Source organism: Dehalococcoidia bacterium, assembly GCA_025054935.1.
Classification (GTDB): Bacteria; Chloroflexota; Dehalococcoidia; order SpSt-223; family SpSt-223; genus JANWZD01.
Genome location: JANWZD010000001.1, coordinates 205,019 through 229,659 on the forward strand (window position 1 = coordinate 205,019; position 24,641 = coordinate 229,659).

Annotated in this window: 23 protein-coding genes and 1 pseudogene; 8 read left to right on the forward strand and 16 right to left on the reverse strand. The window is 66.0% G+C overall.

What is annotated here, in order from left to right:
* Positions 1-35 precede the first annotated feature (35 nt).
* Both NZ773_00895 and crcB read left to right on the forward strand, forming a co-directional pair.
* A complete protein-coding gene (locus NZ773_00895; GenBank protein ID MCS6800491.1) occupies positions 36-470 on the forward strand; it encodes an ASCH domain-containing protein in 435 nt (144 codons plus the stop codon).
* Positions 412-903, forward strand: coding sequence for a fluoride efflux transporter CrcB (gene crcB / locus NZ773_00900; GenBank protein ID MCS6800492.1), 492 nt, complete (start codon positions 412-414; stop codon positions 901-903). Before NZ773_00895 ends, crcB begins: the two co-directional genes overlap by 59 nt.
* A gap of 102 nt (positions 904-1,005) precedes the next feature.
* Here the strand turns inward: crcB and NZ773_00905 are convergent, their stop codons facing one another.
* The 4 genes from NZ773_00905 to NZ773_00920 all read right to left on the reverse strand — a co-directional run bounded on the left by NZ773_00905 (position 1,006) and on the right by NZ773_00920 (position 4,942).
* Positions 1,006-1,794 (reverse strand): DNA adenine methylase, encoded by a 789-nt coding sequence (locus NZ773_00905; GenBank protein ID MCS6800493.1) that lies wholly within the window; start codon positions 1,792-1,794, stop codon positions 1,006-1,008.
* A 76-nt stretch (positions 1,795-1,870) separates the two neighbouring features.
* Positions 1,871-2,323, reverse strand: a complete 453-nt coding sequence (locus NZ773_00910; protein MCS6800494.1) for a hypothetical protein — start codon at positions 2,321-2,323, stop codon at positions 1,871-1,873.
* Positions 2,320-4,389 carry an elongation factor G gene (gene fusA, locus NZ773_00915; protein ID MCS6800495.1) on the reverse strand — a complete coding sequence of 690 codons (2,070 nt, stop codon included), beginning with the start codon at positions 4,387-4,389 and terminating at the stop codon, positions 2,320-2,322. Before fusA ends, NZ773_00910 begins: the two co-directional genes overlap by 4 nt.
* A 136-nt stretch (positions 4,390-4,525) precedes the next feature.
* Complete coding sequence (locus NZ773_00920; protein MCS6800496.1) at positions 4,526-4,942, reverse strand: hypothetical protein; 417 nt, start codon at positions 4,940-4,942, stop codon at positions 4,526-4,528.
* Positions 4,943-5,050: 108 nt separating this feature from the next.
* Here NZ773_00920 and NZ773_00925 point away from each other — a divergent pair, with 108 nt between their 5' ends.
* Complete coding sequence (locus NZ773_00925) at positions 5,051-5,707, forward strand: SOS response-associated peptidase (protein MCS6800497.1); 657 nt, start codon at positions 5,051-5,053, stop codon at positions 5,705-5,707.
* 270 nt (positions 5,708-5,977) lie between these two features.
* Here NZ773_00925 and NZ773_00930 read toward each other — a convergent pair whose 3' ends face one another.
* Complete coding sequence (locus NZ773_00930) at positions 5,978-7,225, reverse strand: alkaline phosphatase family protein (GenBank protein MCS6800498.1); 1,248 nt, start codon at positions 7,223-7,225, stop codon at positions 5,978-5,980.
* A 23-nt stretch (positions 7,226-7,248) separates the two neighbouring features.
* Here NZ773_00930 and NZ773_00935 point away from each other — a divergent pair, with 23 nt between their 5' ends.
* Positions 7,249-9,411 carry a hypothetical protein gene (locus NZ773_00935; GenBank protein ID MCS6800499.1) on the forward strand — a complete coding sequence of 721 codons (2,163 nt, stop codon included), beginning with the start codon at positions 7,249-7,251 and terminating at the stop codon, positions 9,409-9,411.
* Between the two features lie 55 nt (positions 9,412-9,466).
* Here NZ773_00935 and NZ773_00940 read toward each other — a convergent pair whose 3' ends face one another.
* Entirely contained in the window at positions 9,467-11,158 is a 1,692-nt protein-coding gene (locus NZ773_00940; protein ID MCS6800500.1) for a thiamine pyrophosphate-binding protein, read from the reverse strand.
* A 153-nt stretch (positions 11,159-11,311) separates the two neighbouring features.
* Here NZ773_00940 and NZ773_00945 point away from each other — a divergent pair, with 153 nt between their 5' ends.
* Both NZ773_00945 and NZ773_00950 read left to right on the forward strand, forming a co-directional pair.
* On the forward strand, positions 11,312-13,267 hold the full coding sequence (locus tag NZ773_00945; protein MCS6800501.1) for a hypothetical protein: 1,956 nt from the start codon (positions 11,312-11,314) through the stop codon (positions 13,265-13,267).
* 175 nt (positions 13,268-13,442) lie between these two features.
* Positions 13,443-13,982 (forward strand): hypothetical protein, encoded by a 540-nt coding sequence (locus NZ773_00950; protein MCS6800502.1) that lies wholly within the window; start codon positions 13,443-13,445, stop codon positions 13,980-13,982.
* A gap of 8 nt (positions 13,983-13,990) precedes the next feature.
* Here NZ773_00950 and NZ773_00955 read toward each other — a convergent pair whose 3' ends face one another.
* From NZ773_00955 to topA, 7 genes are all read right to left on the reverse strand, one after another.
* Positions 13,991-14,425: a divergent PAP2 family protein gene (locus NZ773_00955; GenBank protein MCS6800503.1), complete on the reverse strand. Its 435-nt coding sequence runs from the start codon at positions 14,423-14,425 to the stop codon at positions 13,991-13,993.
* A 76-nt stretch (positions 14,426-14,501) separates the two neighbouring features.
* A complete protein-coding gene (xseB, locus tag NZ773_00960) occupies positions 14,502-14,717 on the reverse strand; it encodes an exodeoxyribonuclease VII small subunit (protein MCS6800504.1) in 216 nt (71 codons plus the stop codon).
* A complete protein-coding gene (gene xseA / locus NZ773_00965; protein ID MCS6800505.1) occupies positions 14,707-15,918 on the reverse strand; it encodes an exodeoxyribonuclease VII large subunit in 1,212 nt (403 codons plus the stop codon). The genes xseB and xseA overlap by 11 nt, the downstream gene beginning before the upstream one ends.
* A complete protein-coding gene (locus NZ773_00970; protein MCS6800506.1) occupies positions 15,915-16,367 on the reverse strand; it encodes an acetyl-CoA carboxylase biotin carboxyl carrier protein in 453 nt (150 codons plus the stop codon). Before NZ773_00970 ends, xseA begins: the two co-directional genes overlap by 4 nt.
* Positions 16,368-16,372: 5 nt before the next feature.
* Complete coding sequence (efp, locus tag NZ773_00975; protein ID MCS6800507.1) at positions 16,373-16,936, reverse strand: elongation factor P; 564 nt, start codon at positions 16,934-16,936, stop codon at positions 16,373-16,375.
* Positions 16,933-18,015, reverse strand: a complete 1,083-nt coding sequence (locus NZ773_00980) for an aminopeptidase P family protein (GenBank protein MCS6800508.1) — start codon at positions 18,013-18,015, stop codon at positions 16,933-16,935. The genes efp and NZ773_00980 overlap by 4 nt, the downstream gene beginning before the upstream one ends.
* Positions 18,016-18,038: 23 nt before the next feature.
* On the reverse strand, positions 18,039-20,288 hold the full coding sequence (gene topA / locus NZ773_00985) for a type I DNA topoisomerase (GenBank protein MCS6800509.1): 2,250 nt from the start codon (positions 20,286-20,288) through the stop codon (positions 18,039-18,041).
* Between the two features lie 169 nt (positions 20,289-20,457).
* On the opposite strand from topA, the gene NZ773_00990 reads away from it, so the two are divergent.
* Both NZ773_00990 and NZ773_00995 read left to right on the forward strand, forming a co-directional pair.
* Positions 20,458-20,910 carry an RpiB/LacA/LacB family sugar-phosphate isomerase gene (locus tag NZ773_00990; protein MCS6800510.1) on the forward strand — a complete coding sequence of 151 codons (453 nt, stop codon included), beginning with the start codon at positions 20,458-20,460 and terminating at the stop codon, positions 20,908-20,910.
* Positions 20,911-21,017: 107 nt separating this feature from the next.
* The gene (locus NZ773_00995) at positions 21,018-22,118 is read left to right on the forward strand and encodes an LLM class flavin-dependent oxidoreductase (protein ID MCS6800511.1); all 1,101 of its coding nucleotides are present in this window, start codon (positions 21,018-21,020) and stop codon (positions 22,116-22,118) included.
* A gap of 6 nt (positions 22,119-22,124) precedes the next feature.
* Here NZ773_00995 and NZ773_01000 read toward each other — a convergent pair whose 3' ends face one another.
* The 3 genes and pseudogenes from NZ773_01000 to NZ773_01010 form a co-directional block, all read right to left on the reverse strand.
* Positions 22,125-23,306, reverse strand: coding sequence for a hypothetical protein (locus NZ773_01000; GenBank protein MCS6800512.1), 1,182 nt, complete (start codon positions 23,304-23,306; stop codon positions 22,125-22,127).
* Between the two features lie 357 nt (positions 23,307-23,663).
* Positions 23,664-23,843: pseudogene (locus NZ773_01005) on the reverse strand (methytransferase partner Trm112).
* 22 nt (positions 23,844-23,865) lie between these two features.
* Positions 23,866-24,612 (reverse strand): YebC/PmpR family DNA-binding transcriptional regulator, encoded by a 747-nt coding sequence (locus NZ773_01010; GenBank protein ID MCS6800513.1) that lies wholly within the window; start codon positions 24,610-24,612, stop codon positions 23,866-23,868.
* Between the last annotated feature and the right edge of the window lie 29 nt (positions 24,613-24,641).

Sequence of the window (24,641 nt, forward strand, 5' to 3'; positions counted from 1 at the left end):
TCCCTCCTTCCTCCGCCCAGGGTACGATAAAACCGATGCGTCACCATCTTGCGGTCTTCGCCCCGCAGCCGCTTGCCGACATTCTCGCCGGGCGCAAAACGATTGAGAGCCGCTTCGCGCGCGACCGCCGCCCTCCATACGGGCGGGTCGCCCCGGGCGATCTCCTCTGGCTGAAGCAGAGCGGAGGACCGCTCGTCGGGGTCGCGACCGCGGCGTGGGTAGAGGAGGTCGCGAACTTGACGCCGGACCGCGTGACCGAGCTGTTCGAGCGCTATCCCGGCATCCTTGCTGACCCGCCCTACCGCGCCGCAAAGCGGAGCGCGCGCTTCGCCACGATCATCGGGCTGACTGCGGTGCGCCCGCTCGACGCCTGCGTCATCGCCGGGCGCGGCCGCAGTGGATGGCGGCTCCTTGCCGGTCCTCCGGTCGACTGCTCAGTCTTCCCCTCCCCGCGTCTCCCGCGAAGATGAACGGCCCAGTCGGCTAGACTGGAAACGACGCCGCGACCGTGGGGGGCTTCTGTCGCTTGCTCACCTCCTGCTGATTGGGCTTGGCGGCGCTCTCGGTGCGCTCGCCCGCTTCTTCATTGCAAATGTGCTCGCGCTCTGGCTGGGGCCGCACTTTCCCTTCGGGACGTTTGCAGTCAACGTCTCGGGGAGCTTTGCTGTCGGCATGCTCCTTGCAGTCATCGTGCCCCGCGTCTCGGAGGCGAGCGAACTGCGAGCGTTCCTCGTTGTTGGGTTCTTCGGCGCATACACCACGTTCTCGACGTGGTCCTACGAAACGCTCGCGCTCTTCCAAGCGGGCCGGTTTGTCGCGGCGGTGGTCAATCTGGGCGGTCAGCTCGCGCTGGGATTGGCCGCCGTCGTGCTCGGGAGCGCGATCGGTCGCTTGCTGCTGTAGCGCCTTTCGGGCGGCGCTGCTCCTCTGCTCAGCGCGAGCAGTTCCGCTCGGCGCACCGCTGAGAACGGGCGCAGCGGCAGAGGAAGCGCGGGTGACGCTCTGTTAGCGCCAGTTGGTAACGAGCAGTTCGCTCACGAGGCCGCGGCGCTCGGGGTCGGAGTTGATCGCCCGGGGAGCGCTCACCGTCTCGATGCGATAGTCGGCGTAGAGCCAGCGCGTGAAGGGCGTGTCGCTGTTGGAGAGCAGCACGTAGACGCCGCGTTCGGTCAGGCGGTCGACAAGGGCTTTCAGCCATTTCTGGTCGTTCTCGCTGAAGCCGTGGGCGTTATAGCGAGTAAAGGAGGCGGTGTGCGCTGTCGGCCAGTAGGGCGGGTCAAGGTAGACGAAATCGCCGGCTTGGGCAGTCTGGACGCTGCGGTCGAAACTTGCCAGCATGATCTCGGCATGCGCTAGGGCTGCGCTTGCGGCAAGCAGCACGTTGGGATCGTAGAGGCGAAGCGGGCGCCGGTAGCGCCCCATCGGAACGTTGAACTCGCCTCGTCGGTTGACCCGATACAAGCCGTTGTAGCACGTCCGGTTGAGGTAGAGGAAGCGCGCTGCGCGCGTCTGGCGGTCTAGTGCTGCTGCCGGAAGCGCGCGGACACGGTAGTAGACGTCGCGGTCATACTCGTAGCGGTCGAGTGCCCGCATCAGCCCGACGGGGTCGTCGCGCACCTCGAGGTAGGCGCTGATCAGATCTTCGTTGATATCGCCGAGCACTGCCCGCGGGGGCCGGAGCGCGAAAAAGAGCGCGCCGCCGCCGAGAAACGGCTCGAAGTAAACGCCGAAGCGGGGGGGAACCCGCCGCATCAGCTCAGGGAGCAGGCTGGTTTTGCCGCCTGCCCATTTCACGAATGGCTGGGCAGCGGGCGCTCCCCTCCCGACGCCGGACGAGGATGACGCCGGGCGAGGCCCGTTCGCTGTTCGCTCAATCATCGGCTCCGATGCTGGGGCGGTCGGGAGAGTCGCGCTCGGGGGCGCCGCTCACCGCGGAAGGGAGGCCGAGCCCGGCGGGACGGTGTGCCTCGAGGAGCGAGAAGATGACCGGGATGGCGTCGGCAGGCTGCGGGAAGAGCCGCTCAACAAACTCGTTGAGGAACCAGGCGCGCAGCCGGGCTTGAATTGGTCCCCGCCGGAACAGACGGGCGAGACGACGGGCGAGCCCTGTCCGCTCGAACCCTCGGTTGACCTCAACGATAACCCGCAGCCCCTCTCCCCGCAGCTCGAAGTCGCTGCTGCCGGCAGGGAAGATCATCTCCCAGCGGCCGCGCAGCTGGCGCGCCTCGACCTCCCGTTCTATCGCCCGGACGAGCGCTTCGGCAACGGCCCGCGGCTGATCCGCTCCCGGCTGCACCCGCTGCCCTCGCGATTGGTCGCTCATGAGACGTTCTCGGCCGCTTTCTTCGCCTCCGCAATGATCCCTTGGGCGAGGTGGGGAGGCACTTCCTCATAGTGACTGAACGACATGGTGAAGGAGCCGCGCCCTTGGGTAATCGACCGGAGGTCGGTGGCGTAGCGGCGCATCTCGGCGAGCGGCGCCTGCGCCGTGATGACGCTCACGCCGCCGCTCGTTGTCATCCCTTGGACACGGCCGCGCTTGGTGTTCAGGTCGCTGAGGATATCGCCGAGGAACTGCTCCGGCACCGTGATCTCGACATTCATGATCGGCTCAATGAGGACGGGGTTTGCCTGCATGACGCCCTTTTTCAGCGCTTGGGCAGCGGCGATTTTGAAGGCGATTTCCGAAGAGTCAACCGGGTGATAGCTCCCGTCATAGAGGACAACGCGCAGGTCGACGATGGGATAGTGCGCGAGCACCCCTTCCTGAAGCCCCTCTTCGATCCCCTTCTGCACCGCGGGGAAGAAGTTCTTCGGGACTGTGCCCCCGACGACACGCTCGGCAAACTCAAATCCCTCGCCGCGCGGCTTTGGCTCGAGCTCGATCATCACATGACCGTACTGACCATGCCCGCCGGTCTGTTTCTTGTGCTTGTATTCGGCGGTCGCTTTGGTCGTGATCGTCTCTTTGTACGGGACGCGCGGCAGGGTCGTGGTCAGGTCGACCCCGAACTTGCGCTTCAGCTTCTCGAGCGAGACATCGATGTGCGACTCGCCGAGACCGGACAAGATTGTCTCGTTGGTGTCAGGGTCGCGGCGCACAGTCAGCGTCGGGTCTTCTTCGACGAGCCGCGCGAGGGCGGTGCCCATCTTGTCGACATCGGCTTTCGACTTGGGATGCACTGCCGCCGAGAAGACCGGCTTCGGGAACTCGATCGCCGGCAGCAGGATGGGCCGCTCGCGGGTTGTCAGCGTGTCGCCGGTGCCGGTCTCCGTGAGCTTTGTTACTGCGCCGATATCTCCCGCGGCAAGGGCTTGCACGGCTTCTTGGTGCTTTCCGCGGACGACGTAGACTGTCCCAATCCGCTCTTCTTTGCCTTTATTGGCGTTGAAGACGTGGCTGTCTGCTTTGAGTGTCCCCGAGTAGACGCGGAAGTAGGTCAGCTTGCCCACAAACTGGTCGGCCGAGGTTTTGAAGACGAGGGCAGCGAGCGGACCGGCGGGGTCCGGAGCAAGGTCGACCGGCTGACCGTTGACGGTCGCGGGAACGGGACCGCGGTCGGCCGGGGAGGGAGCGAGGTCGATGAGCGCGTCAAGGAGGAGCGAGCACGCCTTGTTGGCGAGCGCCGACCCGACCAGCACCGGCGTCAGCTTGGCGGCGCGAATCCCGTCTCGCAGTCCCTTGACGATCTCTTCGACCGAGAGCTCTTCTCCTTCGAGATACTTGGTCATCAAGTCGTCGTCCTGCTCCGCGACTGCCTCAACGAGCATCTCCCGGTAGGAGGCGACCTCATCGGCGAGTTCGCTGGGGATCGGGCCGGCCTCCAGCTTGGGCCCGCTTCTCGCTTCCCGTCGGATCAGGTCGACGACGCCGACGAATCGGTCCTGCGCCCCGATCGGCGCTTGGATAGGGACGCAGGATGCCCCAAACAGCTCGCGGATCTGGGCGAGCGTCTTCGCGAAATCGGCATTCTCGCGATCGATCTTGTTGATGAAGAGAAATCGCGGCAGGCGTGCCTCCTGCGCGACTTTCCAATTCAATTCGGTGCCCACCTCAACGCCGCTGACAGCGTCGACGACAAAAACGGCGGTATCCGCGACGCGGAGGGCTTCTCGGACCTCGCCGACGAAGTCGGCATACCCGGGAGTATCCAGGACATTGATCTTGTGGTCGCGCCACTCACAAGGAAGAACGGAGAGGCTGATCGAGATCCGGCGTCGCTGTTCATCCGGCTCGAAGTCGGAGACGGTCGTCCCTTCTTCGACTTTGCCAAGCCGCGTGATTGCGCCGGACGCGAACAGCAGCGCCTCACCGAGGCTCGTCTTGCCGGCGCCGCCATGGCCGACTAGAGCCACATTCCGCAACTGCTCAGTGCGGTAGCTCTTCATCCGTCGATCCTCCATGCGAGGTGCATTGCCGGCGCGCCAAAATTGCCAGACGGCAGGATGAGCGGGGGAAGGAGGTCGTGCCGTCGAGGCGCGCCGGATTAGGTATGCGCTATTCTATCGGAACATCCTTTTCGTCTCAAAATCCGAGACCGAAGACGCGACGGATAGACGGGCGCGTCAGGAGGCCGATCGAGAGCAGCGCGTGCGCCATCGGGATGGGCGCCGGGGGGACAAGCACGCCAGCTGTCAGGAAGCTGACAAGGGTCGGCACTGTCGAAAGGCCGCCGATGAGCAGCGCCAACGCGATCGACAGGGTCCTCCCCCACGGCCGGTAGGAAAGCACGCCGGCGCCGGCAACGACAAGCGCGCCGCCGGCAGCAAGGTAGAGAGGGGCGAGCGCGGGGGGCGGCGCATCGTCTGGCGGAGCGACGAGAGCGAGCGCTCCGCCAATCAGTGAGAGTGTGCCGAGAATGACATGCTCCCAGGCGAGGAGGCGCAGGAGGAACAGCCAGCCGGGTGGCGGCTGACGATCGGGAGAGAGGTCCGCGCTCATACGGAGAGTGTAGCGACATCCGCCGTCCGGTGTCGCCCCGCTCTCCGGTATGATTGACGGTGCGCGAGGGCGAGGCGGTGCGCAGCGTCTGGCCAGCGGGAGGGCGCGATGTGTGGTCGCTATACACTCACAGCCGTGTCGCAACTGCGGGGCCGTTTTTCCCTTGACGACATGCCCGCGCACCTGCCGCAGCGGTTCAATATCGCCCCTTCGGAGCCGGCGCCGATCATCAGCCGGGCAGGCCGCAATCAGCTCGAGATACTGCAGTGGGGAATCCAGCCGCGCTGGGCGAAGGAGCGAGCGGGAGGACGGCTGCTCATCAATGCGCGCGCCGAGTCGGTCGCCGACTCTCGGCTGTTCGCCCCCGCCCTCCGCGCCCGTCGTGTCATCGTCCCTGCCACCGGCTGGTATGAGTGGAAAGAGACCCCCGCGGGGAAGCAGCCCTACTACTTCCGCCGCAAGGACGGCGAGTTGGTAGGGTTTGCGGGCCTAGCGCTTGAGGAGCCTGAGGAGCGGGGCTTCGTCATCATCACTACGGAAGCGCCTCCGCACCTCCGCCAGGTCCACGATCGGATGCCGGCGGTCCTCCACCGCGAGGATGAGGATCCTTGGCTCGACCGGCACAACCGCGAGCCGGCTGATGTGCTGCCGCTCCTGCGGCCGTACGACGAGGAGCTGCTCGTCTGGTATCCTGTCTCACGAATGGTTAACCGCAGCGGCTACGACGACCCCCGCATGATCGAGCCCCTCCCCGCCAGTTCCTAGGGGCGCACGGCAAGGTGTAGAGCCTCTCCTCTGCCGCTGGCGCTATTTGCGGGCAGCGCAGTCGGGGCAGATCCTGCCGAACGGCGCGCAACCGGCCAGCTCCTGCAGCGTCGGCGCTCATCATCGGCAGGGCGGTCCGCGCCGCTCGGCGACATGCCGTGACGGTATCCTCTCGCAGTGCCTCCCTCCCCCTCTTCCGCAGCAGGGATTGGCTCGCCCTGCCGATGCTTGCTGCCGCTGGTTGTGCCGTCAGCAGAGGGCCAAGGGCGCTTAGATCACAATGAACGGTACCCGCATTTCCGACGGCGTCAGCCCAGAGTGATGGGAGACAAGAGCGGCGAACCGGTCCACTTTTCCGGGGGCATATTCGATGACGTCGGTGCCGGTCGAGATGACGATCAGGTCGCCGAGGCGGGCGCGGGTGTGGCTGCTCAGCGGGCCGGGCCCAAACAGTTCGAGGCGCTCTGCTTCGTCAGTTGAAATCACCAAGAATCGCGAGCCGTAATGGTGATGGAACCAAGCCCGCACCCGGTCAGCCGCTCCATCGCGGACATGGAGGTAGAGCACCCGGCTATCGCCTGAGGGAGGAAAGCGCAGAGCTTCGAAAAGGCCGGCGGACGGCCGCAGATAGTGGCGGGCCGTCACCGGCGTGTCGAGGAGACCGTGGTCGGCCGTGATCACGATCCGGCTCCGACCGTTGAGGCTGCGTGCGAGCCGTTCGACCTGACGGCTCAGTTCGGCGATGGCGGTTCCGACCATCGGATGAAAGACCCCGTGGTAATGCGCTTCGAGATCGATCTGGGGCGCGTAGAGATAGCTGTAGGTTGGTTCGCACGCTCGGGCGATGCGGTCGACCAGAAAATCGACTGCATCGGTCAGCGCCCGATAGCCGCCGCGAACTCGCTCTCCCGTGAAGTAGGCAGATGAGACACTGTTGACCAAGTTGTCGGGGAAAAGCGCGATGGTGTCCCGCCGCAGCGCCGCATAGACCGATGGAATTGGAAACGCTTGAGAGACGGTAATCCCGAGACTGGCGAGGGAGCGGCCGCCCGCGCGGGTCGCGAACTGAAGGAGCCCCGCTGCCGCCTCCGCCTCGGGCAGGTGGGTCCATTGCCCGGTCACGCCGTGGAGGTTGGGCCAGGTGCCGGTCGCAAGCGAGGTGAGCGCCACCGAGGAGGTGGAGGGGAAGACAGTCCGCAGTTCGTCGACGACTGCTGCGGCGAGAATGTTGTCCCGCGGCAGCCGCTCCACCAGGTTCATCCCGAGCCCATCCGCTAGAATGAAAATCAAATGATCCGGGTCGCCAATGAGGGCGGCGAGCTTACGCGCGGTCGGGGTCAGGTCAACGGTGTCGGCTCCGGCGACGTGAGCCAGCGCCCGCGAAAGGTCAACGATGTTCGGGGACGCGGCGCTGGGGCGCAGCAGAGACCCTTCCTCAAATCGTCGCAGCAGCCGGTGGACATCAGTCTGGTCGGTCAGTTTGGCGTTCCCCCCTCGGTCAGATCTCAGGTGCGACATAATCCTAGCGCAGCGAGGGCGCAGTGCTAGCAGCGTTCACGCTCGACGATCTCGCCGCCCAGCTTGGAGAAGAGTACTGCACGTTGCCGGAGGCCGACCGCCGACGTCACCTTGAACTGCTGCGCGAGGTGCGTCGCCCTGATGCCGTTGCACTCGACGTAACGCCGCTCGGCGAGAACCGCTGGCGGGTGACAGTCTGTATGGCAGATGCGCTCGGCGCGCTCTCGGTGCTGGCCGGACTGTTTACCGCGCTCCGCTTAGATATCGTTCGCGCGGATATTTACACCGTTCGGGTTCCTGTGCGCCAGACGGGAAAGCGGCCCCTCTTTCGCCGGGGAACGAGTGAACTTCCTGAGCCCTCGCGCCGACTGCTCGATATCTTTGAGGTGCGCGACCTCGCGGCTCGCTCCAACGCGCTGTGGGAGGAGTTTGCCGCCGAACTGCGCCGCCTCGTCGCTGCCCGGGTTGCGGGAGCGTGGGAGAATGCGCGGGCCGATCTTATCGACCGGGTGAGCGCGGTCTTCCGCGAGGCAGAGCCAGGGTCGGTGCGGGTGCGGCCCGTACAGATCGACGTGGCCAACGACCCGGGGGTCCCCCTCACCCGGGTGACGGTCCGTTCTGCCGACAACCTCGGCTTTCTCTTTGCCTTCACCAACGCGCTCGCCGGGATCACCGTGAATATCGAACGCGCGACGGTCCGGACCGATGCCGGCGAGGCGGTCGACACCTTCTGGGTGACCGATGTTGCCGGTCGGCAGATCACCTCGCCGGAGCAGCTCCGTGAACTGCGGGTGGCCACCGCCCTCATTAAGCAGTTCACCGACCTGCTTCCGCACTCGCCGGACCCGGCGCAGGCGCTTCACCAGTTCAGCGCCCTCATCCAGCAGATGCTCTCGCGTCCGCAGTGGACGAACGAGCTCGCCGACCTCGAGTCGCCGGCTGTCCTCGAGACCCTCGCCGAGCTGATGGGAGTCAGCCGCTTTCTCTGGGAGGACTTTCTCCGGCTCCAGCATGAGAACCTCTTTCCGGTGCTGCTCGACCTCGGCGGACTGAGCCGGTCCATCACCCGCGACCAGCTTGAGCAGCGGCTGAACAGCGTGCTCGCCCCGCTTGCCAGCCGCGCCGAGCGGGTCGACGCTCTGAATGCCTTTAAGGACCGCGAGATGTTCCGGATCGATCTCCGGCACATCACCGGCCGCAGCACCTTTCAGACCTTTTCCCGCGAGTTGACTGACCTCGCCGAGCTCGTGATCGACACCGCTGTTCGCCTCAGCTACGACGAACTTGTTCTCCGCCACGGCGAGCCGCGCAGCGGGAGCGGCCGGTGCGGCTGGGCGGTCGGCGGGCTGGGCAAGTTTGGCGGCCAAGAGCTCGGGTTTGGCTCCGACCTTGAGCTTGTGCTGGTCTTTGAGGAGGAGGGCGAGACCGCAGGGCCAGAGGTGGTGCGCAACTCGCAGTTCTTTGCCCAGCTCGTTCTCTCGTTGAAAGAGCACGTGCGCGCTCGAGAGCAAGGGATCTTTCAGCTCGACCTCCGCCTCCGTCCCCACGGCGAGGCTGGCGCACTTGCCTCCTCCCTTGAGGGATACGCGGCCTACTACACTCCGGGCGGAGGCGCAGAGCAGTTCGAGCGGCTCGCGCTCGTTCGCTTGCGGCCGGTAGCAGGCGACCGGTCGGTCGGCGAGCGCATGCTCGCTATTCGGGATGCCTTCGTCTATGCCGACCGCCCGCTTGATTTTGACAACATTCTTCACCTTCGCCACCGTCAAGCCACCGAGCTGGTTCCCCGAGGGCGGCTCAACGCGAAGTACAGTCACGGCGGGCTGGTCGATATTGAGTACTACGTTCAGGCATGGCAGATCGGCGCCGGCCGAACCGACCACTCCGTTCGCGTCACGAACACCCTGCTCGCCACAGAGCGGCTGCGCGCCGGCGGCCATCTTCCTGAGCTCCTTGTCGAGGAGCTCCAGTCGACCTACAGCTTCCTGCGGCGCCTGATCGATGCGCTCCGTGTCGTCCGCGGCAATGCCAAGGACCTGACCATCCCCGAGGAGCGGTCGCGCGAGCTCGCCTATCTTGCCCACCGGCTTGGAATTGCCGAGCCGTCTCTCCTGCTCACCGCTATCCGTGACCGGATGGCATTTGCGTCTCGCCTGTGGCAAGGGCCGCTTCCGCGATGGGACAACTGAGCCGCACGTCGTCGCGCGCTCTTCTTCGGCGGCACGGGAGCGCACGATCGTAGCGTCATCGCCGGCGAATGCTCGCCCCCGCGCCCTGATGCCCGCGCTCCATTCGCGGGTCGCGTTGGTTCGGGTCGATTTTGACGGCGATGAAAACGGGGCCGTCGATCGTGCCGAGCCCTGCTAAAACCCGGCGATACTCCTCTGCGCTGGCAACATTGAAGGCACGGCATCCCATCGCCGCGGCAATTGCCGCAAAGTCGGGGTTGTCGAAGTCGCTCAGGAAGGTCGGCTCGCCGCGCGTCTGGAAGAGAACGCGCTCCGCGCCGTAGCCGCCGTCGTCTTCGCAGATCACCAGAAGCGGAATGCGCTGTCGGGCGGCGCTTTCGAGTTCTGCCACTGTCATCATCAGGCCGCCGTCGCCGATGAAGAGGACAGTCAGCCGGTCGGGCCGGCCGACTGCCGCGCCGATCGCCTCCGGAAGCGCTGTGCCGATGGCGCCCAGTCGCCACGGGAAGAGCAGGTCATCGGGATGGGGCGTCCGCAGGTGCGCGGCGGGCAGGCCCATGAAGTGACCGATGTCGACGACGAGCAACCGATTAGCCGGTAGCAGCTCGTCGGCGATCTGCACCACGAGCCGCCGGTCGAGGTAGCCGGGCGATCCCGCGAAGGAGCCTTCGCGCCAGGGGTCGATTGCCGCGATCCGCAGCGCCAATTCTTCGCTGCGCCAGCCTCGGCGCGCGCCCGGCCCGAGCGCCTCGGCCAGAGCGTGCGCCGTTGCGCGGGCGTCGGCGATGATGGCGCGGTCGACCCGCGTTATCGCGCCGATAGCAGCCGGGTCGGTGTCGATCTGGACAAGCGTTGCCTCCGGAAAGAGACGTCCAGCGTCGAGCGTGTAGTGCGTGAGCGCTGCCCCAAACGCGAGCACGAGGTCGGACTCGTTGAGAATGGCGCGAGCGTCTTCGGGAGCAAACCCGCCGGCCAGCCCCACGTTAAAGGGATGCCCGTCGAACCAGCCGCGGGCGAATAACGTCGTCGAAAGCACCGCTCCGATCCGGTCGGCGAGGGCGATCAAGGCGTCGCGAGCGCCGGCGCGGATGGCGCCGCGGCCGGCAAGGATGACGGGACGCTCGCTGCGTTCCGCCAGCTGGGCCACCTCGGCAACGAGCCGAGGGTCGGGGAGCGGAGCTTGCCGCTCCGGCAGCACTCGCTCCGCCGGCTCATAGCGCCAGCCCGCAGGCAGCGGCTGCTCAGCGACGTCATAGCTGAGCTGGAGCACAATCGGCCCCTGCCCGAGACGGGCGTGGCGGAAGGCGAGCTGAATCTCTTCGGCGGCGGTGGCGGGGGTTGAGATCGGCTGGAGCGCCCCGGCGGTTGCGAGGATGATCGGGGGCTGGTCGATGTCCATGTTCCCGAGTCGGCTGCCGGCGGGCTTATCCGCGGCGATGACGACGAGAGGCGTCCGCGACAGCCGCGCCGCGGTAAGGGCGGTGGCCGCATTTGTCAGCCCGGGGCCTTGGGCGACCACGGCGACCCCCACTCGCCCCGTCGCGCGCGCGTAGCCGTCGGCCATGTGAACCGCCCCTTGCTCATGCCGCGCCGCAATGTATCGCCGGCGGTGGCGTGTCACCCAGTCGAGCATCATCCGGTCGATGACAGCTCCGACGACGCCGAAGACCACCTCGACGCCTTCCGCCGCAAGCGCATCTGTCACGCCGTGGATGACCTGAAACGAGGCCTGCTCATCGCCGCTCATCCGTCCGCCCTCCGAACGTTGCTCGGTCCAGCATACACGGTGCTGCCGAGGCAGGGTTCACGCACCTGGTTGCGTTCTGCACCTAACCAAGCGCAGAATTTGCCCGTCTCGCGGTGCGCGACGGCGGGCCGGAGCGAGGCGAGTGAGGGGAACGTGCAGGTCAAGACGGCGCTCGCAGCAAGCATGCTCATGCTGGCGGGAAGCGCCCTTTTTTTGCTTGGGGTCGTCGCCGCGGTCGTGATCGCGGAAGGGCGAGGCGCGCCGCTCGAAGAGCGGTTCTTCGAACTCCCGCTTCTGCCGACTGCCTCCCCAACCGCGACGGCGACGCAAGTCCGGCCCTCGCCGACGGCAACAGCGCCGCCTCCCCCGGCTTCCCAGCTCTATTTCCGCTGTAACGACGGCACGCTGCTCATCGGCACAAGCCGGGTCGGCGCCTGTGAAGGACGCGGCGGAATTGCCCAAGTGTCCGATGTGCCATTTTCCGCCGAGAGCCCGGTGCCTGCCTTGATCCCGCCGCTGCTGGCTACTCCTCCCGCTGAGACCGGCGCTCCCAGCACTCCCACGCCGACCCCGACGACCTTCACCTCTTTCGCTCCCGCGTTGCCGAATGCTCCCCGGGAAGCTGCGCAGCCGTCTCCCACCCCAACCCCAGAAGCGACCCCAGAGCCGACCGCAACGGCCACGCCGACCCCTCGCGCAGAGCCGACGCCGACCCCAACCCCGCTCCCTGCCCCAACGGTCACTGTCGTTCCAGCCGACCAGCAGCCTCGGCTGCCGCCGGGCGCGCCAGCCAGCCGCTCCACCCTCGCCGGGCTGTGGCACGCGCCGGTCGAAGATGATGTCTTTCTCGGACGACTGGAGGAGAGCGGCGCAGGATGGGTGCGCATCTTTCTGAGGTGGGAGCGTATCGAGCCGGTTGAAACGACGCCGCCGTCGTACGACTGGGCAGCGAGCGACCAGGCGCTTCGATTCGTGCGCGAGCGCGGGCTTCAGCCTCTCGTCACCATCGTTGATCCGCCGTCATGGGCAGCATTTCCGACCTGTGGTCCCTTCCGGACTGAGGCGGCGCGGGACCGCTGGCTGCGGTTCGTCCGCGCGGCGGTCGAACGCTACTCGCGGCTTCCCTACGCCGTTCGCTATTGGGCGCTCTACGACGAGCCGGATTTCCGCATCCAGAACCCGAACGACAAGTTCGGGGGAGGCGCGGGCGGCGGCTGCTGGGGCAGCCATCCAGCCGACTACGGCGCGATGCTGCGGGCAACCTACCCTGTCATCAAGGCCGCGGACCCTGCGGCGCTCGTTGTGCTCGGACCGCTCGCTGCTGATGGCTGCGAGCCGACCTACAACTGCGAGTTCTTGCGTGAGGTCCTCGACCCGGCGAAGGGAAACGCGGGCGCAAGCTTCGATGTGGCGGCGTTCAATTACTTTCCCGTGTACCGCCGCGGCTGGGAGCGGTTTGGTGCCTCATTGCTTGGGAAAGCGGAAGGCATCCGGCGCACGATGGCCGAGTTCGGGGTCTCGAAACCGGTGCTGGTCGCCAAAACAGGCATTCTGCTCGACGGCAGCGAGGCGGCAAGGGCGCAAGCGAATTACGTCGCTCAGGCGCTTACGCTCGGCTTGGCCGACGCGGGCCGCCCTGACGGCCTCGGGACGCAGGCGGTCATCTGGTTCTCGCTTCGGGATAGCGATGACCCCAACGACCGGTGGGGGCTGGTTGATGCCTCGGGAAACCCGAAAGAGTCGTTCTTGGTCTTCCAGGCATGGGTCAAGGAGATGACGGGGCTGCGCTTCGCCCGGAATGAGAGCGAGCCGACCTACGGCAGCGGCCCGGCGACGCCCTGCGACAGCGGCCCCTATCGATGCGACGCGCTTCAGAAATATGTCTTCGCCGCCGGAGACCGGGAGAAATGGGTGCTCTGGGTTGACGCCGGTCCCCATCGCCAGCCCGACCGGTTCACCACCACCGCAACGCGGGTTGTCGAGGTGCCTGCTTCCCGGGTGATCGCGCTGCGCAATCGCACCGGCGACCCTCTTCCCTATGAAGTCGTCCAAGATCAGGCGCGCATTGTGGTGGGAGAGAGCCCGCTCTATCTGACGCTCCGCCGCTAGGACGGGTGCGAGGCAGCCGCGGCAGCTGGGCCCGCAGGCCTAGCGCGGCTCCCCGAGTCCGATCATGGGCTCGGCACGGGAAAGTCGGCGCAACCGGGACACAACTCCTTGTTTCGACCCTTGCGGGTCAGGTATTTCACAACCACGCCAAGCGTCGTCTCATCGGGAGTGTTGGATGCCTGTGGTCGAAGCGAAGCCGACGGTCGACGCCGCCTCGCCGATCGTCCGGCTGACGGCTGACCTCCGCCGCAGCACAATTGCAGCCTGCGAAGATGAACGCGGCCGCCCGTACGTTCTCGTCACTGCGGAACCGCTGCGCTTCGACCGTGAGCATCTGCTCGCTGAGGCAGACAGCAACTTTGGCTTCTGTCTTGTCATTCGCCTCACGGGGCACGCGCCGGCGATTGGGATCCTCCGCCAAACCGAGCGCGGCTTTCGCGAATATTGGCGCACCCTTGCGCCAAGCGCGCGGGCACTGCTCCGGCGGCTTCAGACTGCGGTCGAAGAGGCCGAGACGGTCCCGGTCTTCTGGCGAACGGCAGATGACACCGTCGTTGAGTTTCACCTCGGCGGCTATAACCGCCAGCACCGTGTCTGGTACAGTCGGCTCGACGCCGTGGACCCGGAGGCGCCGCTCTTTCTCCTCTGTCCGCCGACCCCCGACGAGCCGGAGCGCCGCCCGCTCCGCTACGGCAGTCCAGCGCCGCGCCGGTAGGCGGGCCCTCAGGCCCATACCCAGGCGAGCGTAAAGCCGAGAAGCGCGCCGGCGACGACCTGGATGGGGGTGTGGCCGATGAGCTCGAAGAGCCGCTTCTCAGAGAATCGATGCTCCACAAAGTACTCGTCGAGCATCCGGTTCAAAATGCCGGCCTGAATGCCCACAGCACGCCGGACGCCCGCGGCGTCATACATCACGATCGCCGCGAAGACGAGACTGAGCGCGAACAGCGGCGTATGCACGCCGTCCAGCTTGCCGATAACCGTGGCGAGGGACATGACGACTGCGGAATGAGCGCTCGGCATGCCGCCGGGCCGGGTGAACGTCCGGGGGCTGAGGCGATGCTCGCGGATGAGGATCCAGAGCACCTTAATGCTTTGACTGAGTAGCCACGCGAAGAAAGGAATGGTCAGATATTTATTGGCAAGCAGCGCTTCCATCGTGTCTACGCCGAGAGCGGCTGGCGGACGGGAGCTCGCCGGTCTGCGCGACCTGGCGCGCCTCTCGTCGATCGGCTCAGCGCGGCGGAAGGTCGGTCTCGTCTTGGAGTTGGACGAGGCGAAGCTCCGCCGTTTCGATAATGGTGGCACAGGTCTTGACGAGGCGCATCCCCTGTTCGTAAAGCCCCATCGCCTCTTCCAGCTCGAGCCCCCCTTCTTCGAGCCGTTGGACGATCGCCTGCAGCTGGGCAAAGGCAGCCTCGAAGGTTAGGGGGGCAACGTCATTCGTCATGGTACCCCTCGCTCTTCAACTCGATGGCGTTCGCGGTCGCGCGGACTGTCCCATCCACGAACAGAATGCGCAGCGTATCGCCCGCCTCTATCGCTGTTGCGCGCCGAACGACGGCGTGCCGGGTCGCATTTTCAACAACGGCGTAGCCTCGCGCCAGCGTTTGCGCCGGGCTGAGCGTTTCGAGGCGTTGGCGGATGCCGGCGAGATGGGCGGCGTGCAGCTGCAGCATCGCCCGCGCGCTGTCGCCGAGACGGCGGCCGAGATCGTCGACCTGCTGGCGCAGCCGGTTAAGGTCTGGCGCTGCCCGGTCAAGGCGGTGGCGGAGGAAGCGGAGCTCGGCTGCAGCCTCGGCGAGCCGGTTTGTCATCTCGCCGACCAGCGTGGCGCGACAAGACTCGAGCTGCGCCTGCAGCTCGGTGATGTCCGGAACGCACAGCATCGCCGCAGCAGAGGGGGTCGGTGCGCGGAGGTCGGCGACGTAGTCAGCGATCGTGAAGTCGGTCTCGTGGCCGACCGCCGAGACGACAGGGATACGGCTGGAAAAGATCGCCCGGGCGACACGTTCATCGTTGAAGCACCAGAGGTCTTCCGCTGACCCGCCGCCGCGCGCGACGATGATCAGGTCGATATCGTCGCGCGCGTTGACCCGCGCGATCGCCTCGGCGATCTGGGCGGGCGCCGCATCTCCTTGGACCTGACAGGGTGCAAGCACCAGCTCGACCAAAGGGTAGCGCTGGGCGATGATGGTGTAGATATCGTGCAGGACTGCCCCGCTCGGCGAGGTGACGAGCGCAATTCGGCGGGGGAAAGCAGGGAGCGGACGCTTGCGGGAGGGGTCGAACAGCCCTTCTGCTTCCAGCCTCGCTTTGAGAAGCTCGAACTGAAGCTGCAGGGCGCCGAGACCGGCAGGCTCGATGAGGTCGGCGACAATCTGCAGCTCGCCGCGCGCCTCATAAACCGACAGGCGGCCATGGACGACGACGTGGTCTCCATCGGCGATCGAGTGCGCGGACTTCCCTCGGCGGAAGAAGACACACTTAATCGCCGCGTTCGTGTCCTTCAGCGTGAAGTACAGGTGGCCAGCCGTCGAACGGTACGAGTTCGAGACCTCTCCCTCCACGAAAACGTCGGCGAGAGCGCTCTCTCGCTCAACAACCTCCCGGAGATAGCCGACCAGCTCGGTCACCGAGAGAACCGTCATGGCTGCGGCGTCCCAATCCGGAAGAGCGGCTGGCCGTAGCCGACCCCTTCGCCATCGGCGACGAGCACCTCAAGGATCGTCCCGGCGCATTCCGCGATCACGTCATGCACAACCTGCACTGCTTCGATAACGGCAAGGCGCTGGCCGGCCTCCACCGTTTGGCCGACGTCGACGAGGGGCGGACCGTCAACTGTCGCGCTGCGTCGGAACCAGCCGACGACCGGAGCCGTGACGATGGTGCTGTCCTCCTCTGCCTGCAGCGCAAGCGGGGCAGCCTCATCTCCACTCGGTGCCGGCGCAGGCGCCGCCATGCTCCGCCGGATGCGCAGCCGCACCCCTCGGCGTTCGAACTCCAGCTCTTCGACATCGGAGTGGGCAAGAAGCCGGAGAATGTCGGTTGCCTCTCCGGTGAGGTAGGCGATGGGGTCGGGTGGGTCCTGGTCGGCCACGGCGCTTAGCTCGTCACCCGCTCGATATAGCTTCCATCCCGCGTATCGATGCGGAGAATATCGCCGACGTTGATGAAAAACGGCACATTGACGACGACGCCCGTCTCCAGCGTCGCCGGTTTGGTGCTCCCGCTGGCAGTGTCGCCTTTGAAGCCGGGCGGCGTGTCGACCACCGCGAGGTCAACCGTGAACGGCAGCTCCAAGCTGATCGGGATCTCGTCCTGGAGGAGCAGGTCGAGCGTCATCCCCTCTTTCATGAACGGCGCGGCATCGGCCACCTGCTCGGCGTTCATCTCAAACTGCTCGAACGTCTCGCGGTCCATGAAGTGGAAAGTGTCGCCGTCGCGGTAGAGGAATTCGACCGGCCGGCGGTCGAGGCGAACGCGATTGAACTTTTCTCCCGCTTGGAAAGTCCGTTCGATGGTGTGGCCGGCTTTCACATCCTTCAGCTTGAGCCGGATCTGGGCGCTCCCCCGCCCCATTTTGATGTGCTGGTACTCCACGACGCTGTAGAGCTTGCCGTCGAGCTCGATGACAATGCCGCGGCGGAGATCCCCGACGCCGATCATCCTCTCCTCCTGATCGCTGGCTCTTTGGGCGCTTTGCTCAGCACACGCACGCCCTCCTCTTCCAGCACAACAAGATCTTCGATCCGCACCCCGAACTTGCCGGGGAGGTAAATGCCGGGCTCGACCGAAAAGACCATCCCAGGCTGCAGCACGTCTTCACTCTCGCGGCGGACGAGGGGTCCCTCATGGGTCTGCAGTCCGATCCCATGGCCGAGGCTGTGCCCGAACTGGTCGCCGTAGCCCGCTTCGGCGATCAGATCGCGCGCGATCTTGTCTGCCTCGCCCCCTTTCATCCCCGGCCGAATCCCAGCCTCGGCCGCCTGCTGCGCTCGCAGGACGATGTCATAGATCTCAAGGTAGTAGGGGTCCGGCTCTCCGAGGCAGAACGTTCGGGTCAGGTCGCTGCGATAGCCATCGACGATGCAGCCGAGATCGAGGACAATCGGCTCGCCCGCCTCGATCCGCTTCCTTGTCGGCTGGGCATGGGGAAGCGCGCCCCGCGCGCCGCTTCCCACGATCACGGAGAAGGCGAGGCCTTCTGCGCCCGCCTCGCGCATCCGCTTCTCGAGCTCCCACGCTACCTCGAGTTCGGTGACCCCCGGACGAAGCCAAGCGGCAACCGCCTCGACAGCGGCGTCAGCGATGGCGACGGCGCGCTCGATCGCATTCAATTCCTCGCGGTCCTTGATCATCCGCACCGGCTCCACTATCTCTTTGGTCGGCACAAGCTCGATCCCCGCCTCCGCGGCAGCGGCCTGCAACTGCTCCCATTGGAGGTAGGTCAGTGCGCCGGCCTCAAACCCCAGCTGCGTCAGCCCAAAATCGCTTTTGAGCGCCGGCAGTTCTTTGAGGAGGCCGTTCTCCAGCTTGCGGACGACGAAATGAGGCGCTTCCTCGGCCGCTTGTTCGACATAGCGAAAGTCGGTGAGGAGCACGGCCTCGGTCGGCGTGATCAGGAGATGGCCGGCAGAGCCGGTGAACCCGCTCAGATAGCGCCGGTTCTCAGCACTGCTGATGAGGATGGCTGGCAGGGAGCGCGCTGCCAAGATCGCGCGGACACGCTCTACTCGATCGCTCATCGCTTCCTCGTTGTGCGTAGAGTCTACCGGCGCGCGCCGGCCGGCGTCCGGTCGCCACGGGAAGAGCGGGCCGTGCGGGACGTTCGGCGCGAGGTCGTGCTGCCGGCGCCCTGCTTCGCGGCCGAGCCGGTTGGGCTCGTCTGCGCGGCGGCAGCAGGCGCTGGCTCGCGGATGACGGGGTTTTCCGTCAAACATCGCGCGCCGCTCGCCGTCTGCACCTGGAAGCCGCCGCAGTTGGGGCAAGGCTCAGGAAGAGGGCGGTCCCACACTGTGAAAGTGCAGGCGGGATAGCGGTCGCAGCCGTAGAAGGTACGACCTTTCTTGCTCGACCGGACGACAAGCTCTCCCTCGGCGCACGCCGGACAGCGGACGCCGACCTTCTCCAGAAGCGGCTTTGCGTTCCGGCAGGTCGGAAAGCCGCTGCAGGCGATGAAGCGCCCGAAGCGCCCCCGTTTGATCACGAGGGGACGCCCGCATTTGTCACAGTCTTCGCCGTACGGCTCATCTTCCACCTTCACCGTCGGCATCGCCTCGGCGGCGCGCTCAACCTCCCGGTGGAAGGGGAGGTAGAAGTCGCGCAGCACCGGAACCCATTCGCGCTCTCCATTGGCGATGTCGTCCAACTGCTCCTCGAGCTGCGCCGTGAAGCCGACGTCGACGATATTGGGGAAGTAGGTCACGAGCAGGTCGTTGACGGTGACCCCGAGCTCTGTGGGCACCAGCCGGCGGTCAACGCGCTTGACATATCCCCGTTCGATAATCGTCGAGATGATGGGGGCATAGGTGCTGGGCCGTCCGATCCCCTGCTCCTCTAGCGCCTTGACGAGCGAGGCTTCGGTATAGCGCGGGGGCGGCTGCGTGAAGTGCTGCTCCGGAACGAGCGCGACGAGGTCGAGCTGATCGCCGACTTGGAGCGCCGGCAGCGGGCGTTTTCCCTCGTCGTCGACTTCCCCCTCCTCATCTGTGCTCTCGCGATACAGTTCGAGGAAGCCGGGGAACTTGATGACCGACCCGCTTGCGCGGAGCAGATAGTCTGTTCCGCTCGGCGTGTCGCTGGCGCGGATCTCCACCGTCGTCGTGTCGAGGGTGGCGGCTTCCATCTGGCTGGCGACGAAGCGCTTCCAAATGAGTTCGTAGAGGCGATACTGCTCCGGGGTGAGCGCCGCTTTGATGCGCTCCGGCTCGCGGAACGTACTCGTCGGGCGGATCGCTTCGTGCGCCTCTTGCGCGTTGCGGGCTTTCTTTGTGAAAACTCGCGGGGCGGCAGGCACAAAGTCGCCGCCGAACTTCTGCGCGATGTACCGGCGCGCCTCCTGCTGAGCCGACTCGGCGACGTGTGTCGAGTCCGTGCGCATATAGGTGATGAGCCCGACGCTTTCTCCCTCGTCAGGCAGGTAAATGCCCTCGTACAGCTGCTGGGCGACGAGCATCGTCCGTTTGGCGGTGAAGCGCAGCTTGCGCGCTGCTTCCTGCTGGAGGGTGCTTGTCGTAAAGGGAGGCGCGGGCTGCCGCTGCACCTCCCGTCGGCGCACCTCGGCGACAGTGAATGTCGCCGGCCGGAGGTCAGCAACAAGCGCCGAGGCCCGTTCCTCGTTCGGGATCGTGAGCTTTTCGCGCTGCCCCCACTGCCCGATCAGGCTCGCCCGAAATTGATCGCGCTTGCTCCGAGACTGCTGCTTTGTCAGGTCGGCGTCGATCGTCCAATACTCGGTCGGCACAAACGCGGCGATCTCCCGCTCTCGGTCGACAATCAGCCGCACTGCCACGGATTGGACACGGCCGGCGGAGAGCCGCCCTTTCACTTTCCGCCACAGGAGCGGGCTGAGCTCATAGCCGACTAAGCGATCGAGGATCCGGCGCGCCTGCTGGGCGTTCACCAGTTCCATGTCGATCGTGCGCGGGTGACGGAAGGCTTCAGTCACCGCCTCCTTTGTGATCTCATGGAAGACCACGCGCCGTACCTTGGCCGGGTCGACGCCGGTCGCCTCCGCGAGGTGCCACGAGATTGCCTCTCCTTCTCGATCGGGGTCGGTGGCGAGCCAGACCGACGGCGCCTCTTTGACCGCCTCGCGCAGTTCTTTGATCAGCTCCTTTTTCTCGCGCGGAACGAGATATTTCGGAGCGAAATCGTGCTCGACATCCACGCCGAGCTGGCTCTTCGGCAGGTCGCGGACGTGTCCGAGTGACGCTCGAACCGAGTAGCGAGCCCCGAGAAACCGGCTCAGGGTTTTGGCTTTCGTGGGCGACTCGACAATGACGAGGTCTTTTGCCATGAGGGCAATTTCCAGCTAAAAGGATACCCCTCTCGTGCGAAGACCGCTCGGACAGGTCGTCCGAGCGGCTCCTTCCTGAGTGTACCAAAGGGGGATCGGCGGGTCCAAGGCGCTCGTCGCTCATTTCTCCCCTCTCGCGCTACACTTTTCCCGCTGCACTGGAGGAGCGATGAAGATCGTCGTCGGAAGCGATGAGCGGACACCCCTTACTGACGCGGTCGTGCGCGAATTGCGCGAGCGCGGGCATGAGGTCGAAATGCTGCTCCCCGACCCGGGGGCGACCCTCCCGTGGGCCGAGGTGGGGGCGTGGGTTGGCTGGAAGGTAGCGCGCGGCGAGGCGGAGCAAGGCGTGCTGTTCTGCTGGACAGGCACCGGCGTCAGCATGGCGGCGAACAAAGTGCCCGGCGTGCGTGCCGCGCTCTGCGGCGACCCCGAGACAGCGCGCGGCGCCCGCCGGTGGAATGACGCCAATGTGCTTGTGATGAGCCTGCGCGCTACTGCTGAGCCGGTCGCTAAGGAGATCCTTGACGCATGGTTCAGCACGCCGCCGAGCGACCAGCCAGAGGACCGCGCCAATATCGCCAAACTCGAAGAAATCGCCCAGTCCCCCTCCCTCGCCTGAGCGTCCCGCAGGCGAGGACACCCCCTTCCTCGGCGGGCACCGCCGCGCAGCGGGGCTGCTTCCGCTGCGTACTTGACAGTGCCGATCACTGCGAGTAGGGTTCTCGCATGCACGCAGGACTGTATCTCAACCCCCAGACTCGCGGCCCCGAAGACGACCACGGCATCATTCAAGCAGTGATCGATCACACTCGGCTGGCTGAGCGTGTTGGCTTTCGCGCCGTCTGGGCGACGGAGCACGCCTTCACGGGGTACAACGCCTACAGCGACCCCATCGTGCTCGGAAGCCATTTGGCCGCGGTGGCACCGCGGCTGCATATCGGCTTTTCGGTGGCGGTCGGCCCGCTGCATCACCCGATCCGGTTCGCGACTCAAGTCGCGCTCCTCGATAACCTGACAAATGGCAAGACGATCGCGGGGGTGGGGAGCGGGATCGGCCCGGATGAATATGCCGGCTACGGGCTTGACGCTAAGGACCGGCATCAGCTTTTTGACGCCTGGGCCGAGATTGTCCTCGGGGCGTGGCAGCATCGTGGGCCGGAGCCGTTCGTCTACGAAACGCCATGGTGGAGAGGCAAGGTCGACGGCCGGATCATTCCCGCTCCGGTCCAGAAGCCCTATCCCCTTTTTGCGCGCGCGACGCTCACGCCCGCCTTCTGCCGCAGGTGGGGGAAGATGGCGCAGCCGCTGCTTCTCTCGCTGACGGCCGGCACCGGCGAGCTGCTTTGGAACTCCTATCTCGATGGCCTTGCGGAGAGCGACGCGCCGGAGGAGCAGAAACGCCGCGCTCTGGAGTGGAGCTGCTTCACCCAGCAGACCCATATCAGCGACGCAGCTGACCCTGTCGCTGAGATCTGGGAATACTCTAAATACTACCTGCACAAAGGCGTGCGGGCGAACATGGGCTACGACTGGGCACCGCCCGAGGAGTGGGAGCGACGCAAGGCAAACTACCGACGGGGGACAATGCTCGCCGGCTCGCCGCAGAAGGTGCTGGAGAAGCTTGCGCCCTGGGCAGAGCGCGGTCTCGGTCATGTCATGATCTGGGCGTACTTCGGGGCGATGCCGCCGGAACTGGCTGCCGAGACAATCCAGCGGTTCGGCGAAGAAGTGCTTCCCCACCTCGAGCGGATTCGCCCCGCTGCCCCCAGCAAAGCGCCGGTTCCTGAAGGCGTCGAAGCAGCCCGCCCGACGATCCTGGCGCCGTAGCCCGCGCTAGCGGCTCAGTTCGCGCAGCCGAGCGAGAAACTGCCGCGCGCGCGCTTGGTAGTCGGCCTCGAGAAGCGCGAGGGCGTCCTCCTCACTGCTACCGCTGGCGAGCAGTTCCGCGCCTCGGCGCAGCACTGCCGCACGATCTTCTTCCTGCGCCTCGCGCAGCGCTTGGAGGGCTGCGGCCGACCAAGCGCTGAGCGGGGTTTCCGGCGGCTGTCCGACCGCGGCATTCAGTTCTTCCCGGCTTGCGGGACGACGGAGAAGGCGCCGCAGCCGCGCCTCTTGCGCACGTCGCTCATCCAGCAGGGGCCGCGCGCGCTCGATCGCTGCGGCAGTGGAGCGAATAGCGTGGCGGCGGCACCACGCTTCAACCGCATCGAGCGAGGCCGGCAGCGTCGCGGCGTGTTCGGCGAAGAGCGGCCGCGTGAGGCGGCCGACCGCCCCCGCAACGGCGGCGCCAAGACGGTAGTAGGCTTCGGCGAGGTCAAAGTCGTCGTGAATCGGCCCGATTTCATCGAGCTCGGTCAGCCAAGCGGCAATCGGTGCGGCAGGCAGCGGCGGGAAGAACTCTTCGATGGCGGCATCCACCCAGCGGATGAGGGGACGGCCCGGGACCCGCGCGCGTCGGTTTGACTGGCTGGGGGGAGAGACGAGCGCGCCGGGCACCAGGCGCTCGGTCCAGTCCCCCCGCAGACGATGCTGAAGGGCCATCTCGAGACGGGCGGCAAACCGCTCGCCGAGAAGCTGCCCCGCCGCGACGGCGACCTCGACCCCGATCTGTCCTGCCTCGGCGTGGTCGAGCGAAAATTTGAAATCGACCGGCTGGATGATGACAGCGCGGTGGGATCGTCCGACGACGAGGGCATCCGGCGCCCGCTGACCGGCCACGCTCAGTCGAAGGCCGAACTCAGCGTCAATGCCCAGCGGCACCACGGCGAGCGGGCGATACCGCTCCCCGCCCGGCAGGAGCCACGGGCGCCGATCGTCGAGCAGCCGCGCCGCAGCGTAGCGTTCCCACGCGCTGCCAAGGTGGTTACTCGCGTGGCCCCAATCGCCGAGGCGGCGGATCTCCGCGAGCGACCACGGGATCTTCTGCCATCCAGCCGGGCGGCGCTTGATCGCCTCGTGGGCGTTCCCCGACCCGCCTCGCTGGCTGACCGGTGCTGCCGAGGCTGAAGGGGACACTTAGCGGCGGAACCACCCGCGGCGGGCTGGCGCAGCGGGGAGGCGAACCTCTGGCAGGTCGGGCAGCCGCTCGCGCAGTTCTGAGACGGGCGGGAGACGAAGGTCCTGCACCTGTTCGCGCAGGTCGGCAAGGTTTGGCATCTGCGGGAGCTTGACATCGCTCAAGCTTGGTACCTCGACCTTGCCCACGACGGGGAGGGTCACCATCTTTTTCTGACGGCGCGCTCGTCCGCGCAGGAAGAGCGCGAGGAACACGAGCCCAACGACGGCAGCGATGCCGAGGAGGATCGGAATGATGGGGCGCGACTCCTCCTCGTCAAAGTCATCGAGGTCTTCAAAGTCGTCGGCGCCGCTCGCTTCGCGGAGGCTCGGCGGACGAAGGTCGGGGATGGTGTCCGTGATGGGATAGACTTCGCCGCACTGCTTGCAGGTGAGGGTGCCCCGAACGATCTCCTGATCGTTCTCTTCTTCGACCTTCAGCTCAAATTCGCCCTTGCACGTTGGGCAGGCGAGGATATCCATCAAGTCGCGCTTCATCGGCAACCTCCTCCCAGTAAGCTTATCCGAGCCTGCTGAGGACAGCGTCGTCGAGTTCAGCGTTGGTAAAAACCTGCTGAACGTCGTCCAGCTCCTCAAGCCGGTCGATCAGGCGTATCAGCGCTTCCGAGTCCTTCGCGTTGAGCGGGATCGGTGTCGAAGGCACCATGGAAACTTCGGCATGAAGGACCGAGCGCTTGGCCGACTCAAGCGCGCTCTTGACGGCTTCAAGCTGGGCAGGATCGGTATATACGATGACCTCGTCGCCTTCGACCTTGGCGTCTTCGGCGCCCGCTTCGATGGCCTCGAGCGCGATTTCGTCGGGATCGTGGCCGGTCGCGGCGACGGTGATGACGCCGAGATTGCGAAACTGCCAGGCGACTGACCCCGCTTCGCCAAGGCTGCCGCCGCTGCGCGTAAGGACATTGCGCACTTCCGCGACCGTCCGGTTGCGGTTGTCAGTCATCGCTTGGATCAGCAGCGCCGCTCCGCCGGGGCCGTAGCCCTCATACAGCACCTCATGAAGCTCCGTGGCGTCAGTGGCGCCCATTGCTCGCTTGATCGCCCGCTCGATATTTTCAGCAGGCATGTTATTTTCGCGGGCATGCTGGATCGCGAGCCGCAGCCGAAAATTATGTTCTGGGTCGGGCAGACCAGATTTCGCGGCGATCGTGATCTCCCGCGCCAGTTTCGTAAAGATTGCGCCCCGCTTCATATCAGCGGCGCCCTTTTGCCGCTTGATCTGGGCCCACTTCGAGTGGCCAGCCATTGAGAACGCTCCGAAACGAACCGTCACAC